Annotated in this window: 21 protein-coding genes; 9 read left to right on the top strand and 12 right to left on the bottom strand. The window is 68.4% G+C overall.

Annotated elements, in window-relative coordinates; genetic code table 11:
- Window positions 1-5 precede the first annotated feature (5 nt).
- From nuoD to ACYQ8L_RS11040, 12 genes are all read right to left on the bottom strand, one after another.
- The gene (gene nuoD / locus ACYQ8L_RS11095; RefSeq protein WP_459941862.1) at window positions 6-1184 is read right to left on the bottom strand and encodes an NADH dehydrogenase (quinone) subunit D; all 1179 of its coding nucleotides are present in this window, start codon (window positions 1182-1184) and stop codon (window positions 6-8) included.
- A 44-nt stretch (window positions 1185-1228) separates the two neighbouring features.
- On the bottom strand, window positions 1229-1708 hold the full coding sequence (locus ACYQ8L_RS11090) for an NADH-quinone oxidoreductase subunit C (RefSeq protein WP_459941861.1): 480 nt from the start codon (window positions 1706-1708) through the stop codon (window positions 1229-1231).
- A 43-nt stretch (window positions 1709-1751) separates the two neighbouring features.
- Window positions 1752-2249 (bottom strand): NADH-quinone oxidoreductase subunit B, encoded by a 498-nt coding sequence (locus ACYQ8L_RS11085; protein ID WP_459941860.1) that lies wholly within the window; start codon window positions 2247-2249, stop codon window positions 1752-1754.
- Window positions 2240-2596 (bottom strand): NADH-quinone oxidoreductase subunit A, encoded by a 357-nt coding sequence (locus ACYQ8L_RS11080; protein WP_459941859.1) that lies wholly within the window; start codon window positions 2594-2596, stop codon window positions 2240-2242. The genes ACYQ8L_RS11085 and ACYQ8L_RS11080 overlap by 10 nt, the downstream gene beginning before the upstream one ends.
- Window positions 2597-2761: 165 nt before the next feature.
- Entirely contained in the window at window positions 2762-3364 is a 603-nt protein-coding gene (rsxE, locus tag ACYQ8L_RS11075) for an electron transport complex subunit RsxE (protein ID WP_459941858.1), read from the bottom strand.
- A 107-nt stretch (window positions 3365-3471) separates the two neighbouring features.
- Window positions 3472-4044 (bottom strand): RnfABCDGE type electron transport complex subunit G, encoded by a 573-nt coding sequence (locus tag ACYQ8L_RS11070; protein ID WP_459941857.1) that lies wholly within the window; start codon window positions 4042-4044, stop codon window positions 3472-3474.
- Window positions 4041-5048 carry an RnfABCDGE type electron transport complex subunit D gene (locus ACYQ8L_RS11065; RefSeq protein ID WP_459941856.1) on the bottom strand — a complete coding sequence of 336 codons (1008 nt, stop codon included), beginning with the start codon at window positions 5046-5048 and terminating at the stop codon, window positions 4041-4043. The genes ACYQ8L_RS11070 and ACYQ8L_RS11065 overlap by 4 nt, the downstream gene beginning before the upstream one ends.
- Window positions 5049-5188: 140 nt before the next feature.
- A complete protein-coding gene (gene rsxC / locus ACYQ8L_RS11060) occupies window positions 5189-6514 on the bottom strand; it encodes an electron transport complex subunit RsxC (protein ID WP_459941855.1) in 1326 nt (441 codons plus the stop codon).
- Entirely contained in the window at window positions 6514-7515 is a 1002-nt protein-coding gene (locus tag ACYQ8L_RS11055) for an RnfABCDGE type electron transport complex subunit B (protein WP_459941854.1), read from the bottom strand. The genes rsxC and ACYQ8L_RS11055 overlap by 1 nt, the downstream gene beginning before the upstream one ends.
- A gap of 10 nt (window positions 7516-7525) precedes the next feature.
- Entirely contained in the window at window positions 7526-8107 is a 582-nt protein-coding gene (gene rsxA / locus ACYQ8L_RS11050) for an electron transport complex subunit RsxA (RefSeq protein ID WP_459941853.1), read from the bottom strand.
- 141 nt (window positions 8108-8248) lie between these two features.
- Window positions 8249-8923 (bottom strand): hypothetical protein, encoded by a 675-nt coding sequence (locus ACYQ8L_RS11045; protein ID WP_459941852.1) that lies wholly within the window; start codon window positions 8921-8923, stop codon window positions 8249-8251.
- A gap of 52 nt (window positions 8924-8975) precedes the next feature.
- Window positions 8976-9593, bottom strand: a complete 618-nt coding sequence (locus ACYQ8L_RS11040; RefSeq protein ID WP_459941851.1) for a hypothetical protein — start codon at window positions 9591-9593, stop codon at window positions 8976-8978.
- Between the two features lie 221 nt (window positions 9594-9814).
- Between ACYQ8L_RS11040 and ACYQ8L_RS11035 the strand changes: the two genes are divergently transcribed.
- From ACYQ8L_RS11035 to ACYQ8L_RS10995, 9 genes are all read left to right on the top strand, one after another.
- Window positions 9815-10207 carry a metallopeptidase family protein gene (locus ACYQ8L_RS11035; protein WP_459941850.1) on the top strand — a complete coding sequence of 131 codons (393 nt, stop codon included), beginning with the start codon at window positions 9815-9817 and terminating at the stop codon, window positions 10205-10207.
- Window positions 10204-10977, top strand: coding sequence for an adenosylmethionine decarboxylase (speD, locus tag ACYQ8L_RS11030; RefSeq protein ID WP_459941849.1), 774 nt, complete (start codon window positions 10204-10206; stop codon window positions 10975-10977). Before ACYQ8L_RS11035 ends, speD begins: the two co-directional genes overlap by 4 nt.
- Before the next feature lie 446 nt (window positions 10978-11423).
- Window positions 11424-12200: an acyl-CoA dehydratase activase gene (locus ACYQ8L_RS11025; RefSeq protein ID WP_459941848.1), complete on the top strand. Its 777-nt coding sequence runs from the start codon at window positions 11424-11426 to the stop codon at window positions 12198-12200.
- Window positions 12201-12224: 24 nt separating this feature from the next.
- Window positions 12225-13115 (top strand): benzoyl-CoA reductase, bzd-type, subunit Q, encoded by an 891-nt coding sequence (gene bzdQ, locus ACYQ8L_RS11020; RefSeq protein ID WP_459941847.1) that lies wholly within the window; start codon window positions 12225-12227, stop codon window positions 13113-13115.
- Window positions 13116-13207: 92 nt separating this feature from the next.
- Window positions 13208-13477, top strand: coding sequence for a hypothetical protein (locus ACYQ8L_RS11015; protein ID WP_459941846.1), 270 nt, complete (start codon window positions 13208-13210; stop codon window positions 13475-13477).
- A gap of 53 nt (window positions 13478-13530) precedes the next feature.
- Window positions 13531-13980, top strand: a complete 450-nt coding sequence (locus tag ACYQ8L_RS11010) for a GNAT family N-acetyltransferase (protein ID WP_459941845.1) — start codon at window positions 13531-13533, stop codon at window positions 13978-13980.
- Between the two features lie 32 nt (window positions 13981-14012).
- Entirely contained in the window at window positions 14013-14831 is an 819-nt protein-coding gene (gene fdhD / locus ACYQ8L_RS11005) for a formate dehydrogenase accessory sulfurtransferase FdhD (protein ID WP_459941844.1), read from the top strand.
- Between the two features lie 94 nt (window positions 14832-14925).
- The gene (locus tag ACYQ8L_RS11000) at window positions 14926-15378 is read left to right on the top strand and encodes a GNAT family N-acetyltransferase (protein ID WP_459941843.1); all 453 of its coding nucleotides are present in this window, start codon (window positions 14926-14928) and stop codon (window positions 15376-15378) included.
- A 289-nt stretch (window positions 15379-15667) separates the two neighbouring features.
- On the top strand, window positions 15668-16505 hold an 838-nt coding region (locus tag ACYQ8L_RS10995; RefSeq protein ID WP_459941842.1), incomplete at its 3' end, for an aldehyde ferredoxin oxidoreductase N-terminal domain-containing protein.

The raw sequence follows: 16505 nt of genomic DNA, 5'->3' as shown, positions 1-16505 counted from the left end.
CCGGCTCAGCGGTCGATCTCGCCGAGCACGATGTCCAGGGAACCGATCACCGCGATCACGTCGGCCACCATCCGGCCCTTGATCATGTCCTCCAGGGCCTGGAGGTTGATGAAGCAGGGCGGCCGCACGCGGAACCGGTAGGGCTTCTCGCTTCCGTCGGAGACCAGGTAGTAGCCGAGCTCCCCCTTGGTGGCCTCGACGCTCATGTACACGTCGCCCTCGGGCGCCTTGAACCCGCCGCTCATGAGCTTGAAGTGCCGGATCAGGCACCCGATGTCCTCGTACACGGTCTCCTTGGGCGGCGGCGTGATCTCGGGCACGTCGGCCATCACCGGCCCGTCGGGCATGCGGTCGAGGGCCTGCTCCACGATCCGGATCGACTGGCGCATCTCCGCCAGGCGCACCAGGTACCGCTCGAACACGTCGCCCACCGTGCCCGTGGGGATCTCGAAGTCGTAGGTCTCGTACCCGCAGTAGGGCAGGGCCTTTCGCACGTCCCATTTGACCCCGGCCGCCCGGAGCACCGGCCCGGTGATGGCGTACTGGATGCACTCCTCCTTCGAGATGATCCCGATACCCTCGGTGCGGTTGCGCCAGATCTTGTTGTTGGTGAGGAGGAGCTCGTACTCGTCGATGCGCGACGGGAACTCCTTGACGAACGCCCGGGCCTTCTCGAAGAACACGGGCGGCGCGTCCTGGGCGAGGCCCCCGATCCGGATGAAGCTCGGGGTGAGCCGGGCGCCGGTGACGTCCTCGAGCAGGTCGATAACGGTTTCACGCTCGCGGAAGCAGTAGAACAGGACCGTCATGGCCCCGATGTCCAGGGCGTGGGTCGCGAGCCACAGGAGGTGCCCGGCGATCCGCTGGAGCTCGGCCAGGCACACCCGGAGCACGTTGGCCCGCTCCGGGATCTGGTCCTCGATGCCCAGGAGCTTTTCCACCGCGAGGCAGTACCCCAGGTTGTTGATCAGCGCCCCGGTGTAGTCCATGCGGTCGGTGAGGGTCAGGGCCTGGTGGTAGGTCTTCGTCTCGGCGAGCTTTTCCAACCCCCGGTGCAGGTGCCCCAGGTGGGGGGTCGCCTTCACCACGGTCTCGCCGTCGAGCTCCAGCACCACCCGGAGCACCCCGTGGGTGGCCGGGTGCTGGGGCCCCATGTTGACGATCATGTTCTTGGTCTCGGACATCTCGACCTCCGGGGATGGCCGGCGCCTCGGGCCGGGCGCGTCGCTCAGCGGTAGACCACCTTCTGGGGAATGCCCTCCAGCGGGAAGTCCTTCCGGAGCGGATGCCCCACATACCCGTCCCACAGGAGGATGCGCCGCAGGTCGGAGTGGCCGTCGAACACGATGCCAAAGAGGTCGTAGACCTCCCGTTCGAGCCAGTTGGCCGCCTTCCACACCCCCTCCACCGTGGGGACCGTGTCGTTCTCCTCCACGGGGGCCTTCAGGCGCAGCCGGCGGTTGTGGGGGAAGGAGTAGAGGTTGTACACGACCTCGAACCGGGGGGTCCGGGGCATGCGGTCGACGGCCGTCAGGTCGGCGAGCATATTGAACGCCAGCCGCTCGTCGTCGCGGCAGAACGTGGCCACGTCCACGATGCGGTCCTTGGCCACCACCACGCTCAGCTGGCCGCGGAACTCGTGGTGGCCGAGGATCGCGTCGCCGAACTCGGCCTTGAGGAGGTCAACGATCGCGGTGAGGTCGCTCATGGCAGCCCCTCTCTCCCTGGAACGCGAAGGAACCGGCTCGGCCCTACCCGGCGGCCGCGGCGGTGTCGGGCCGGTCGGAGAACTTCTCCTGGGCGATCTTGTCCTGGAGCTTGATCAGCGCGGCCAGGAGCTGCTCCGGCCGGGGGGGGCACCCGGGCACGTACACGTCCACGGGCAGGAACTGATCCACCCCCTGCACGGTGTTGTACACGTTGAAGATGCCGCCGGAGCAAGCGCAGGTGCCGTAGGCGATGACCCATTTGGGCTCGGGCATCTGGCGGTAGATCTTCTGGACCATGGCCGCCATCTTCTTCGTGACGGTGCCGGCCACGATCATGAGGTCGGACTGGCGGGGGGAGGGGCGGAACACCTCGGCGCCGAACCGGGCGATGTCGTAGGAGGCCGAGGAGGCCACCATCATCTCGAGGGCGCAGCAGGCGAGCCCGAAGGTGGCGGGCCAGATCGAGTTCTTCCGGGCCCAGCCGACCAGCTTCTCCAGCTTCGTCACCAGGACCGGGGGCAGCTTGGTCTCTACTCCCATTCCAGCACTCCTTTCCTCCAGATGTACACGTAGCCCACCAGGAGGATGAACAGGAACACCAGCATCTCGACGAACCCAAAGAGCCCGAGGGCCTTGAACTTCACGGCCCAGGGGTAGAGGAACACCACCTCGACGTCGAACACCAGGAACGCCATGGCGACCAGGTAGTACTTCACGTCGAAGGGTTGGCGAGCGCCGGGGTCCACCTCCATCCCGCACTCGTAGGTGGAGAGCTTGTCGGGGTCGGGCCGGCGGGGCCCCAGCACCGAGGAGATCAGCACCGTGCCCAGGCCGAACCCGGCCGCCAGCAGAAACAGGATCAGGATCGGAACGTAATTTTGGAGCATCCCATCCTCCCTGGCCCTCCGAGGAACCCCGGGGCCGCCTCACTTTGTGAATCCCCGGTACAAGGCGCGCGGTATGCTACTTGGGCCCAATTTGCGCTGTCAAGCACAAAACCGCCGTTCATTCCGGCACGAATTCTGTAAGGTTTTGAAACCGCCGGAAATTCCTCACGCCCGCCGGGCGGCTCGGCCCTCCCAGGCGTTGATGCAGGCCAGCAAAATACCCAGCGTGATGAACGCGCCCGGCGGAAGGATCATGGCGATCACCGGCTCAAACCCCTGCCCCAAAAGGGGCAGCCCGAACCAGGTGCCGTTCCCCAGGACCTCCCGGATGCTGCCCAGCAGCGTCAGGCTCAGGGTGAACCCCAGGCCCATGCCCAAACCGTCGGCCAGGGCGGGAAGGAGCGGGTGTTTGGACGCGAACGCCTCGGCTCGGCCCAGGATCACGCAGTTCACCACGATGAGCGGGATGAACACCCCCAGGGCCTTGTGCAGATCGTGGGCATAGGCGTTCATCACGAGGTCCACCACGGTCACGAAGGTGGCGATCACCACGATGTAGGCGGGGATCCGGACCTTGGCCGGGATGGCGTTTCGGATGAGGCTCACCACAGCGTTGGAGCAAAGGAGCACAAACGTCGTGGCGAGCCCCATGCCGATGCCGTTGACCGCCTCGGTGGTCACGGCGAGCGTGGGGCACATGCCCAGGACCAGCCGGAAGGTGGGGTTCTCCTTGGTGATGCCTTTCCAAAACTGTTGCACAAGGCTCATGGCGGATTTCCGCGGGGAAGCGAGAAAGCTGGGAAGCTAGGAAGCTGGGAAGCAAGAAAGCTGGGGGGCTGGGAGGCTGGGAAGCCCATGCCCCGGGACCACGGCGCTCATCCCGCACCTCCGGGGGCGAAGAGCCGCGGCTTGGCGGCCTCGAAGGCCTCCAGGGCCTCCCGGATGCCCTTGATGAGGGCCCGGGGGGTGATCGTGGCGCCGGTGATCTGGTCGAAGTCGCCCCCGTCCTTCTTCACCGCCCAGTTGGCGTCGCGAAGGCCCTTGCCCTTGAACTGGGCCAGGTACCCCGGATCGGCCGCCTTGGCCCCCAGCCCGGGGGTCTCGGCGTGCTGCAGGATCACCACCCCGGTGACCCGGCCGTCCCGGTCCACCCCCACCAGGGCCCGGATCCACCCGCCGTACCCCTCGGGCGAGGCCGCCTCGGTGGCGGCCCCCACCGGCTCGCCGCCTTTGCGGGCCAGGTAGAAGGTGCGGCCGTCGATCACCCGGGCGTCCGCGGCCGGGTCGTTGTCGAACTCCGGGAGCACCGCCCGCACGGCCCGCAGAAGCTCCTGGCGCAGGGCCTCCCGGATCGGCTCCTCCGTGAGGTCGTAGACCTTGGCGAGGCCCAGGGCGGCCACCACGCACACGGCGGTGAGCACCCCGACCATCCGGACCATGTCCCTCATGACGCCCCCCTTTCCTGGGGCACCCAGCCGAACTTCCGGGGCCGGGTGAACCGGTCGATCAGGGGCACCGCCGCGTTCATCAGGAGGATCGCGAAGCTCACCCCCTCGGGGTAGCCCCCCCACAGCCGGATCACCGCCGTGAGGAGCCCGCACCCGATGCCGAAGATCCACCGCCCCCGGGCGGTCAACGGGCTTGTGACCATGTCGGTGGCCATGAAACAGGCCCCGAGCACGGCGCCGCCCGCAACGAGCTGGGTCCAGGGGGGGACCACGGCGGCGGGCCGCGCGGCCCAGGCGATGGCCGTGACGCCCACCAGGGTGCCGAGGAACGCCACCGGGATGTCCCAGGTCACGATCCGGCGCCACAAGAGATAAGCCGCGCCCACGAGGAGCAGGAGCTCCGACACCTCGCCGAGGCTCCCGGGCTGGAGCCCCACGAACAGCTTCCACCAGGGGATCCCCGCCAGGGCGTCCCCCAGGGCCCCGTGGGTCGCCACCGCGGTCTTGGCCGCCCCCAGGGGAGTGGCCGCCGTAACCGCGTCGGCCAGCGCGCCCCCCGGGACCCGCCAGTCGGTCATGGCCACCGGGAAGGAGACGAGAAGGAACACCCGGGCCACGAGCGCGGGGTTGAACGGGTTCTGGCCCAGGCCCCCGAACACCTGTTTGCCCAGGACGATCGCCACGGCGCCCCCCACCAGGGCCATCCACCAGGGGCTCGTGGCGGGCAGATTCATGGCGAGCAAGAGCCCGGTGAGCACCGCCGACCCGTCGCCGAGGGCGCTCGGCCGACCCCGGAGCCGCACCGAGACCTCCTCGGCCAGGGCCGCGCCGACGATGCACCACCCGATCACCCACAGGGCCCTGGGCCCGAAGGCGTACACGCCCCAAAGGGCCGCGGGCGCGAGCGCCGCGACCACCTGCCACATGATCCGGGCGGTCGACTCGCCCTCGAACACGTGGGGCGAGGACGACAGGATCCACTTGGGGTCGTTGGGGTTGCTCACGGTCCCAAATCCTTAGGGGAACGGGGGTCGTATTTCGGGAGTCGTGAATCGTGAATCGTAAATCGTTCCCACGCCTTCCAGCTTCCCAGCTTCCTAGCTTTCCAGCCTTCTAGCCTTCCAGCCTACCCGCCTTCCCGCCGCTACGAGCCGGCCTTCCGGCGGCGGGCCATCACGCGGCCCTTGGCCTCGCGGATGGCCTGGACGAGCGGGATCGCCGAGGGGCACACGAACGCACACGAGCCGCACTCGATGCAGTCCAGGGCGTTCCACTCGTCGGCCTCGGCCACGAGATCCCGGGCGATCAGCGACCTCAGGGTCGTGGGGGAAAGTCCCATGGGGCAGGCGTCCACGCACCGTCCGCACCGGATGCACGGGCCCTCCGGCGCGGTGCGCACCTGGCGCCGGGGAAGCACCAGCACCCCCGAGGTGCCCTTGACCGCGGGAACGTCCAGGTCGTGGTGGGCGATCCCCATCATCGGTCCCCCGAGGATGAGCTTTCCCGGCTCGTCTTGGAGCCCCCCGGCAGCCCCGACCAGATGGCGCACCGGGGTGCCGATCCGCACCCGGAGGTTCTTGGGCTCCCGGACCCCGTCGCCGGTCACCGTGGTGATCCGCTCCACGAGCGGGCGGCCGGCGGACACGGCATCCCAGATGGCCGCGGCCGTGCCCACGTTCTGGACCACGGCGCCCACAGCCATGGGGAGCTGCCCCGAGGGCACCTCGCGCCCCGTGACGGCCTTGATGAGCTGCTTTTCCGCCCCTTGCGGGTACTTCACCTTGAGGGGCACGACCTCGGCAAACCCTGCCTCCCGGGCCTTTCGGCCGAGGAGCTCGATGGCGTCGGGCTTGTTCTCCTCGATGCCGATGAATCCCTTTTCCAGGCCGAACACCGCCAAAATCACCCGAAGGCCCTGGAGGATCCGGTCGGGCTCCTCCAGCATGAGCCGGTGGTCGGCCGTGAGATAGGGCTCGCACTCCACCCCGTTCAAGATCACGGTGTCGATGGGGAACTCCGGGGGCGGGGAGAGCTTCACATGGGTCGGAAACGTGGCGCCCCCCATGCCCACGATCCCCGACTCCTGGATTCGCCTGCGGATCGCGTCGGGATCGGCCCCGATGTCCAGGGGTTCGGGGAGCTCGGCCCAGGCGTCCTCGCCGTCCGGCTCGAGGAACACCGCCGGCTGGGGCGGCCCCAGGGGATGGGGCGCGGCCTCGACCCGCACCACCTTCCCCGAGGTGGGGGCATGCACCGGTACCGAGACGAACCCCGTCGCCTCCCCCACCACCTGGCCCGCCAACACCCGGTCGCCCCGCTTCACCACCGGCCGGGCGGGGGCCCCGATGTGCTGGCTCAGGGGCACCGCGAGAAGCTCCGGCAGGGGCGCCGGTTCCACCGGCTTTGCTGCGGTCCGGTGCTTCTGGTCGGGCGGGTGCACCCCGCCCAGGGGGAACGTGCGGGCCGCCATCACGCCGCCTCCCCCTCGCCCCGCTCCAGGGGTTCGCCCTTATGGATCGCGTTCACCGGGCACGCCTCCATGCACTGGTAACACCCGATGCACCGTTCGGGGTCCACACGGTGGGGCTGCTTGCGCTCCCCCGAGATCGCCTCCACCGGGCAGACCTTCGTGCATTTGGTGCACCCGATGCACGTGGCCTCGTCGATCCGGGCCCGGTAGCGCACCTCGACCAGGTCGTCGATGTTCCCGGTGGGGCACGCGGTGGCGCAAAGCCCACATGAGGTACATTTCGCCGGGTCGATCCGCGCCAGATCCCGGTCCATGGAGATCGCGCCGAAGGGGCAGGTTTTCTCGCACCGGCGGCACCCGATGCACCCCACGGAGCACACGGACGTGACGGCCTTGCCCCGGTGGGGGTTCGTGCAGCGGATGTACACGTAGCGGTCGGCGGGGAAAAGGTCGATGATCCGCTTGGGGCAGGCCTCCACGCAGGCCCCACACCCGGTGCACCGCTCCCGGTCCACGTGGGCGAGTCGGTCGGGCCCCACGTGGATCGCGTCGAAGGGGCAGACCCGCTCGCAGGTCCCGAGCCCCATGCAACCGTACGGGCACCCTTTGGGTCCCCCGCCCACGAGGGCCGCGGCACGGCAGTCGGGAATGCCCAGGTACTCACCCCTGTCGGGCGCCACCGCGGGCGTCCCCTTGCAGTGCACCACGGCCACCCGCTTCACGGCCTCCCCCGCCTCCACCCCGAGAATCCGGGCCACCGCCTTGGCCACATCCGCCCCCCCGGGAATGCAAGCCGTGGGCGGGGCCTCCCCGGCCACCAGAGCCTTCGCCAGGGCCGAGCACCCCGCGTACCCGCAGGCGCCGCAGTTCACCCCCGGCAGGATCCCCTCGACCTCCTCGACCCGCGGATCCACCTCCACCCGGAACTTCAGGCTGGCCACGGCGAGGCCGAGGGCTGCCAGAGCGCCCAAGGCTCCGAGCACGGCGACGGCGGTGATCACGGCGCAGCCCTCACTGCTTCACCAGCCCGGCGAACCCGAGGAAGGCCAGGGACAACAACCCCGCCGTCACCAGCGCCACGGCCGTGCCCCGAAACGGGCGGGGCACGTCGGCCAGGTCGAGCCGTTCCCGGATGCCCGAAAACAAGACCAGGGCGAGCCCGAACCCCAGGGCCGCCCCCACGCTGAACACGACGGTTTCCAGAAAGCCGTGCCCTCGCTGGACGTTCAAGACGGCCAGGCCCAAAACGGCGCAGTTCGTGGTGATGAGGGGTAGAAAGATGCCGAGCGCCTGGTACAGGGCGGGGCTCACGTACTGGACCACCATCTCGACGAGCTGCACCAGGGCGGCGATGACCAGGATGAACGCGATGGTCTGGAGGTATTCGAGGCCGAGGGGAACGAGGACGAGGGTCTGGAGGAACCAGGTGACCACGCCGGCCACGGTCATCACGAAGAGCACCGCCAGGCTCATGCCGACGGCGGTCTCGGTGCGCTTCGACACGCCGAGGAACGGACAGATCCCCAGGAACCGTGCCAAAACGAAATTGTTCACGAGCACGGCGCTGAGGAAGAGGAGCGCCAACGCGGCCATGGCCCACCTTTTTGAAGCAAAACGAAACGAGAATTCGGCGAAACCGAAAGAAACGGTTCCCTCCCCCCCGGGGGCGCGGAGGGCGCAGGGTATGAAAACGATCACAAGCCTGTCAAGCGGGAGTCTGGGGGGACCTGCCGACTATCGACGTCCCGACCACCAGGCGTACAGGCCCTCGCCGTTCCCGAACCGTTCCCGGAGGACGGCCGCCCACTCTTGCAATCTCCGTTCCATCTCTTCCACCCGGGCCACGGCCTCCTCCGGCTCCCCGAACACGACGGCCCGGAACACCTCCCGCGCCCCGGCGGCATCGTCGGTATCGGACGCGGGGAGATCCGTTCCCACCGCCTCGGCGAGCGCCCGGGCCGGCTCCCGGCAGAGGAACCCGAAACACAGGGGCGCCTTCCACGGGCCGAGCCGGCAGCCGGCGGGCCCCAGGTACGCGCATCCCATCCCTCGAACGACGCGGCCCGTCGCCCTCTCGCGCAAACGGTACGCCGGGGGGGCGGGCCGGATCCGACAGACGCGCCGGCGCCGGGCCTCCAGGCCCTCCACGAACTCGGGAGGAAACCGCCCTTGCTCCCCCAACCCCGGGATCCAGAACCCGTCCGCCACCCCCGCCTGGCAGCAGCCCGGAAAGATTCCCTCCAGGAGCTCCACGTCGGCCGCCGGGTCGCCGGGATGCGCCCGGCGGGTCACCTCGAGGCACCGGCGGCAAAAGGCCCCTGTCCATTGGCCGAAAAAGTCGGAGAGGGCCCTGCCGGCCCTCTCGTAGAGAACGAAACGGGGCTCGAGACGCCGTCCATCTCGGGTCATGGGTCTCCGGTTGGGCCCGGCCAAACCCGAGGGGGCCTTGGCGCAGGCCCCATCAGCCGCCCAGCCGTTCCACCACTTTTCGGAACTCCTCGCTCTGGTCCAGGGCCCGGAACGTGTCGAGGAGCGCCTCGCGGAACGCCTGCTCGGCCCGCCGCGCCGTGTTGCCCGGCACCTTGATCCGGTTCTGGGCCTCGACTTTCACCTTGCCGAGCACGGTCCCGTTGGGCTCCACGAACGCGACCGTATAGGCCACCCGCACCCCCACCTCGTCCCACAGCGCGCCGGGCACCTCCTCCAGGGCGAACTCCTGGAGCTCCACGTCCACAAAGAGCCTCGCCTTCTCCTGGGACGACGCCTCGAGCCCCCGGTGAAGCAGATAACGACTCAGTTGCTGAGCCACGTACTCCGCGGGATTGGTCTCCAGAAAGGCGTCCTGCGGATTCCGTTCGAACCGGGTGTAGAGCACCCCCACCCGCTGGCCCGCCTTCTCGGGCGGACGCGCATCCTTCGCGCTTCGGACCCAAAGGGACCAGGCCGCCGCCGTGTCGGCCCACCCCGGTTCGGCCTGCATGGGCACCGGGCCCGGATTCAGGATCACCGCCTTCGGCGCGCAAGCCACCGTTAGCCCCAGCAAGGCCGCACTGGCAACCCCAACGATCCAGCGCTTCATTTCGGTCCCTCCTTCCGAGTCACTTCGGTCCACGGTCGTCGGTCCGGCGGGCCTGCGGAAAGCAGCGCCCCACGGGATCCGGGCCCGCCCCTTCCGAACGGGGGCCATGGTAGCCCAGTCGGCGTTCTGCAGAAAGGGGGCCACCCCCCGACGGGTTGAACATTCGGCGTTGACCGGTGCGGTCCTCCCCCGTACACTTGCGCGTTTCTGCGGAAGGGACGATGGACCGAAAACGCTTCGAACAGATCGCAGAAGCCCAGCTCGAGACGCTGCCCGGGGCGATCCTGTCGCGCCTTCACAACGTCACCATCTGGGTGGAGGACTGGCCCGACCCGGAGACACTGGAGGAGATGGGCATCGCCGACCGGTGGGGCCTCTTGGGCCTCTACCAGGGATGGCCCCTCCCGGAACGCACCCACGACCTGAGCGGAACCCTCCCCGATCGGATCGTCCTGTTCCAGCGGCCCATCGAACGATACGCCAGGGACTGGGGGCTTTCAGTGGAGGAGGTCATCCGCGACACCCTCGTGCACGAGATCGGACATTACCTGGGTTTTTCGGAGGCCCAACTCCGCCGTCTCGAGAACGGCGGCTCCGACGGAGGCGACCTGTGAAACGACCTGCCGGGCCCATCAAGCTCCAGGGGTTCAACAACCTGACCAAGAGCCTGTCGTTCAATATTTACGACATCTCCTACGCGCGCAGTCCCCACGCTCGGCAGGAATACCTGGAGTACATCGACGAGGAATACAACTCGGAGCGCCTGACCCGGATTCTCACCGAGGTGGCGGACATCATCGGGGCCAACATCCTGAATCTGGCCAGCCAGGACTACGACCCCATGGGCGCCTCGGTGACCGTGCTCGTGGCCGAGGAACCCGTGACGGTTCCGGCGTCCCAGGCCCACGTGGCCCATCTGGATAAGAGCCACCTTGCGGCCCACACCTATCCCGAGTCGGACGGGTCGAGCGGAATCTCCACGTTCCGGGTAGACATCGACGTGAGCACCTGCGGAAAGATCTCCCCCCTGCGGGCCCTGAACCACCTGATCCGGAGCTTCGAGTCGGAGGTCGTGGTGATCGACTACCGGGTCCGGGGATTCACGCGGGACGTGGACGGCCGGAAGCACTTTCTCGACCACGACATCCGGTCCATCCAGGAGTTCATCGATCCCGAGATCCTGGCCGAGTACCACACGGTGGACATCAACATCTACCAGGAGAACCTTTTCCACACCAAGATGATGCTCCGCGACCTGGAACTCGACCGGTTCTTGTTCGGGGACTCCGAGGCCGAGCGCCCCGCGGAGGAACGGGAGATGATCCGAAGCCTCCTGGAGCGGGAGATCACGGAGATCTTCTACGGAAAGAACATCTTCGACTGAGGAACGGAAAAACCGTTCATTTTTCACCATCCTCTCGGTGGACATTCATCGAGGCGTCCGCGACGGAAGGCTCCCGCCGCGGCGCCGTCCCACCGGGCTTCCGGACGGCCGGGGGGCGTGGCCCCGGCGGCGCCGCCGGCGCTTCTGGGCACCGCACCGGCTCCCCGCCCGATCCTCTGCCGTTCCCCCCGAACCAGAAGAAAACGCGGCCGGGTGTTGGGCCCGACGGAGCGCTTTGCCCGGTACCGCGCGCCGGGAGACGCAGCCCTCCACGGCCGCGATCTTCCAGCCCCCGGGGTGGCGGGGTGCCGATGGCACGGCGATTGCCTCAGGGAACGGTACACGTCTCGTTCGCGCCCGGGCCTTGGGGGCACACGGGGGAACCCCGGGCCACCACCGCCCGGCGGGGGCGGGCGATCGCCGGGCGAGCCTCGGGGAGGCGCAGCGTGATCACAGCAGGCATCGACATCGGTAGCCGCACCATCAAGGTGGCCGTGCTCCGGGGCGGGGAGATCGTGGGAAGCGCCTTCGATACCGCCGGGGCCGAGCCGGCGCGCCGGGCCTCGGCCCTCCTCCGAGACGCCCTGACGACCGCCGGGGTCTACCCGGAGGACGTAGCGCACATCACCGCCACGGGGGCCGGCAGGGTCCTGGCGGAAGACGCGCACAGCACGGTGACCGATATCACGGCGGCGGCACGAGCCACGAACTTCTTCTTCCCGGGCGCAGTGACGGTGGTGGAGGTGGGAGCCGAGGAGAGCCGGGCGGTCAAGACCGACGGCGCGGGCCGGGTGCTCGACTCCGCGGTGAACGAGAAGTGCGCCGCAGGGTCCGGCAGCTTCACGGAGTCCATGGCCCGGGCCCTGGGGATGACCCTGGAGGAATTCGGCGAGAAGAGCCTCCAGAGCACCACCCGGATCGCCATGAACGCCCAGTGCACGGTGTTCGCCGAAAGCGAGGTGGTCGGGCTCATGCATTCCGGGGTGGACCCCCGGGATATCGCCCACGCGGTAAACGACGCGATCGCCACCCGGGTTTCGGCCACGGTCCGGCGCGTGAAGCTCGAAGGCGAGGTGGTTCTCCTGGGCGGACTCGCTCGAAACCGGGGGTTTGTCCGGTGCCTCAGGGAGAAGCTGGAGGTGGACCGAATCCTGATCCCCGAGGCGCCGGAGTTGGCCGACGCGGTGGGCGCCGCGATCGTGGCCGCCGAACGAGCCCCGTAAACGGCGGCCCAACAAGGACGTGGAATGAAGGATCGCCCCGAGTACTGGCGCTGGAGCGAAGGGGTTTGGGTCGCCCCGGAACGCCATTGGAAGGAGGCCCGGGTGGTCACCCTCGGGATCGACGTGGGCAGCGTCAGCTCCGAGGCGGTGGTCTGCCTCGACGGCGAACTGTACGCGTACTCGACGGTACGGACCACCGGCGGATCGCTCGAGTCCGCCCAGCGGGCCCTGGACGCGGTGTTCCGCCCCACCGGGCTCAAGCTCGACGACCTCCACTACGTGGTGAGCACCGGGTACGGCCGGGTGAATCTGCCCTTCGCCGACAAGGCGATCACGGAGATCGCGTGCCACGGCCGGGGGGCCCACCACATGGGAGGCCCAACGGTCCGCACCATCCTGGACATGGGCGGCCAGGACTGTAAGGCCATCCGGATCGACGAACAGGGCCGGGTGGTCAACTTCTTGATGAACGACAAGTGCGCCGCGGGCACAGGCCGGGGCATGGAGGTGATCGCGGACCTCCTGGAGGTCCCCGTCGAGGAACTGGGTCCGCGGTCGTTCGACATCGACCAGGAACCCCCGGGCGTCTCGAACGTCTGCGTGGTGTTCGCCAAGACCGAGGCCATGGCCCGACTCAAGGAAGGCTGGAGCAAGAACAAGGTCATCGCCGCGTACTGCCGGGCGATGGCGGAACGGGTGGCGACGCTGCTGCAACGGGTCGGCGTGGAGCCGGACTTCTTTGTCACCGGCGGGATCTCCAAGAACATCGGGGTGGTGCGCCGCATCGAGGAGATCCTCGGGGTAAAGGCCCTGCCCTCCCGCTACGACACGCAGATCGCGGGGGCGCTGGGGGCCGCGCTGTTCGCCCACGCCCTCTTTCTGAAACGCCGGGGCGAGGCGCCGGCCGCCGCGTGACCGGCGCCCGCCGGCCTCGTCCGAGGCGGACCAGGGGGAAACCCGCCCTTTGGGCCACCTGGAGGAGGCGGGGTTTCGCGACTCGGAGCGCCATGACGAAGCGAAAGTGCACACCGAACCGAGAGAGCGCGTCCGAGGTCTCCCGACTGGAGCGCGAGGGCTGGGTTCGGAGAAACATCGCGTGCGAGCCGCGCCTGAGCGAGATCGTGGAGACCTATCGGTCCCTGGGGTTCGAGGTGCGCCTCGTGCCGGCCCTCACGGTGTGCCGGGCCGGTGCGACGGGCTGCTCGTCGTGTTTCGACGCGGACGGGGGCGCGGAACACTACCGGGCGGTGTTCACCCGACCTCGAAACGCCTCGTAAGCCCCACGGGGGGCCGATCCCCGACCGCGGTGGTAAAACCAAGGAGCGAGTAGATGGGTCTGGAGGTCACGGTGCGGTTGATGCGGCCCGAGGATCTCGACGCCGTGGTCGCGATCGACGAGAGGATCACCGGCAACCGCCGGGAGGAATACTATCGCCACAGGTTCGAGGTGGCGGGCCTCAAGGAGGCCCAGATCAACGCCTCGCTGGTGGCCGAGGCCGACGGCAGAATCGTGGGGTTCCTCATGGGCACCCTGTTCTTCGGGGAGTTCGGGATCCCGGAAAACTCCGCCGTGGTGGACACCCTCGGGGTCGACCCCGCGTTCCAGGACCGGGGGGTCGGCGGCGCCCTGTTCGACCAGTTCCGGGCCAACATGCGGGCGGCGGGGGTGGAGCGGATCTACACCCTGGTGGATTGGAAGGATTTTGGACTCCTGAAGTTTTTCGGCCATATGGGATTCGTGCCGAGCCAGCGGCTCAGCCTGGAATACCCGGTCCCCTAGTCCCCGGGGCCACAGACGCGCTGGGACACGAGATGAGTCAAGAGGAAGAACTCGGCGCGGTCGTGGAGTTCGAGGCCGTTCGGTTCGCCGGCGGCGACCGCAGCCCCGAGGTCGTGCACGTGCCGTCCGAGGTGCCGCTGACCGTTGAGGCCAACGGCGTCGAGGTCGCCACCCTCCTGTGCACCCCGACCGAGATCCCGAGCCTGGTTCTCGGGTTCCTGTTCTCGGCCGGCGTTGTGCGCGGGCCGGAGGAGCTTCGGGAGTGGTCGGTGGACCCTACCCGCTGGAAGGTGGAGTGCGCGGTCGCCCGCACCCCGGACGTGGAGCTGCTGGGGAAGCGGGTCTACACTTCCGGGTGTGGGAAAGGGGTCATGTTCGCCACCGTGGCGGAACTCGCCGGCCGTCGCCCCTTGGAATCCCCCCTGCGGGTCCCCGCGTCCCGGATCGACGACCTCGCCCGGGCCCTCCAGGGCGCCTCGCCCCATTACCGCCGAACCCGGGGCATCCATACCGGTGCCGTGAGCCTGGAGGGGGAGCTGCCGGAGCGGTGGTTCGACGACGTCGGTCGCCACAACGCCGTGGACAAGGCCATCGGAGACGCCCTGTTCCGGGGGGTCGACCTGGCCCGGTGCATCCTCCTGAGTTCCGGGCGCACCTCGTCCGAGGTGCTGCACAAGGCCCGGCGGGCAGGGATCCCGGTGGTCCTCTCCCGCAGCGTGCCGACCCACCAGTCGGTGCTCCGGGCCCGGGACATGGGCATCACCCTTCTCGGCCGGGCCAAGGGCGCCGGGTTCCTGGCATACGCCCACGCGGAGCGGATTGTGCCGAACGGGGCGTCCGCCGAGCGATGATCTCCGGCACCCGGCCCGCGGCTTGCGAGGTCGGGCCAGCCTGGCACACTGGGTTCCCCGCAAACGTGAACCAACCGACAGAAGAGGAGAGGCCATGAGCACGACGCCCTTCCGGATCCGGTTCCTCGAGGCCAACGACTTGGACGCGGTGGTGGCCATCGACGCGAAGGTGTCGGGCGCTCCGCGCCGCGAATATTATCAGACCAAGTTCGAAAAGCTCTTCGGCTCGCCCGACTACGTGCCTGTATCTCTCGCGGCTGAAACCGAGGACGGAAAACTCATTGGGTTCGTCATGGCCGAACTGTACATCGGCCAGTACGGGATCTCCCGGGAGGGGGCCACCCTCGACACGATCGGCGTAGATCCCGACTACCAGAACCTTGGCGTGGGCCAGAAGCTCATCGACGAACTCATCGCGCACCTGCGCAAGCTCGGCGTGGAGAGGATCAACACCCTGGTGAGTTGGGACGACTCCCGCCTGATCCGCTTTTTCAGCGCCAACGGCTTCGCCCCGTCGCGCACGATCAACCTGGAACGGGAGATCTAAGGCGATCGCGTCCCGAGGGCGCCGCGACCGCGGCGCCCTTTCTCGTTTCCGGAGGAACCCGGCTCGATCAGAGTTCACCCCGACTTCGGTTAAGTTTTACCGAATTCGCCCCCTCCTTCCCGTCCCGGCCCGCCAGAAAGCCTTCCCCGCAAGCCCTCATCCCGATAAACCACTGGCACACGGCTTGCTATTCGTGGAAAGACCGCGGGGTCCCACCACGTTCGCAGGAGACCCTGGGAAGGACGGGTGAGCGAGATACGAAGACACCTAGCGGTAAGAGGGACGAGCCATGAGGTACGCCGAGACCGGATATCGGTTGGAGGTGGATCTGACGAAGGGCACCATCGCCAAGGTGCCCACCGACCCGAAGTGGACCGAGATGTTCCTGGGCGGTCAGGGCACCGCGGCGAAGATCCTCTGGGACCGCGTGGGCCCGGAGGTGCAGCCCTTCGACCCCGAAAACCTCCTCATTTTCACGGCCGGCCTGCTGGTGGGAACGCCGGTGCCGGGGGCGAACCGGACTATGGTGAACACGATATCGCCCCAGACCGGACTCTACGCCCACTCCATTTTCGGCGCCTTTTTCGGACCCGAGCTCAAACACGCGGGATACGACCAGATCGTGTTCACGGGCGAGTCCCCGGACTGGGTGTACCTGTGGATCCACAACGACAAGGTGGAACTTCGCGACGCCCGGCATCTCCTGGGGAAGGGGCCCCAGACCGTCACCAAGATGATTCGCGAGGAACTCGGGCAACCCGAAGCCCAGGTGGCCGCCATCGGCCTGGCGGGCGAGAACCGGGTGTACATGGCCACCATCGAGTCCGCGAGCGGGAGCGCCTCGCGCGGCGTGGGCGCGGTCATGGGCGCCAAGAAGCTCAAGGCCATCGCGGTGCGGGGCACCAAGGACATCCAGGTTGCCCATCCCGAGGAACTCTTCAAGCTCTCCCTCGACATGTTCAAGGCCATCGGCGACAACCCGTTCGCCGGCGACATCATGGCCCACGAGGACGACGAAGAGTTCCACGTGAACAACTTCGCCTGGGGCAACGCCCGGAAGCGGATCAAGGGCTACTGGAACAAGGAGCGGGAGGAGCGCTGGAAGAAGATCTCCGAGAGCGTCCGGC

This window comes from Deferrisoma palaeochoriense (genome assembly GCF_054656955.1).
The sequence above is the reverse complement of the archived record's forward strand: the minus strand, read 5'-3'. Positions and strand labels throughout refer to the sequence as shown.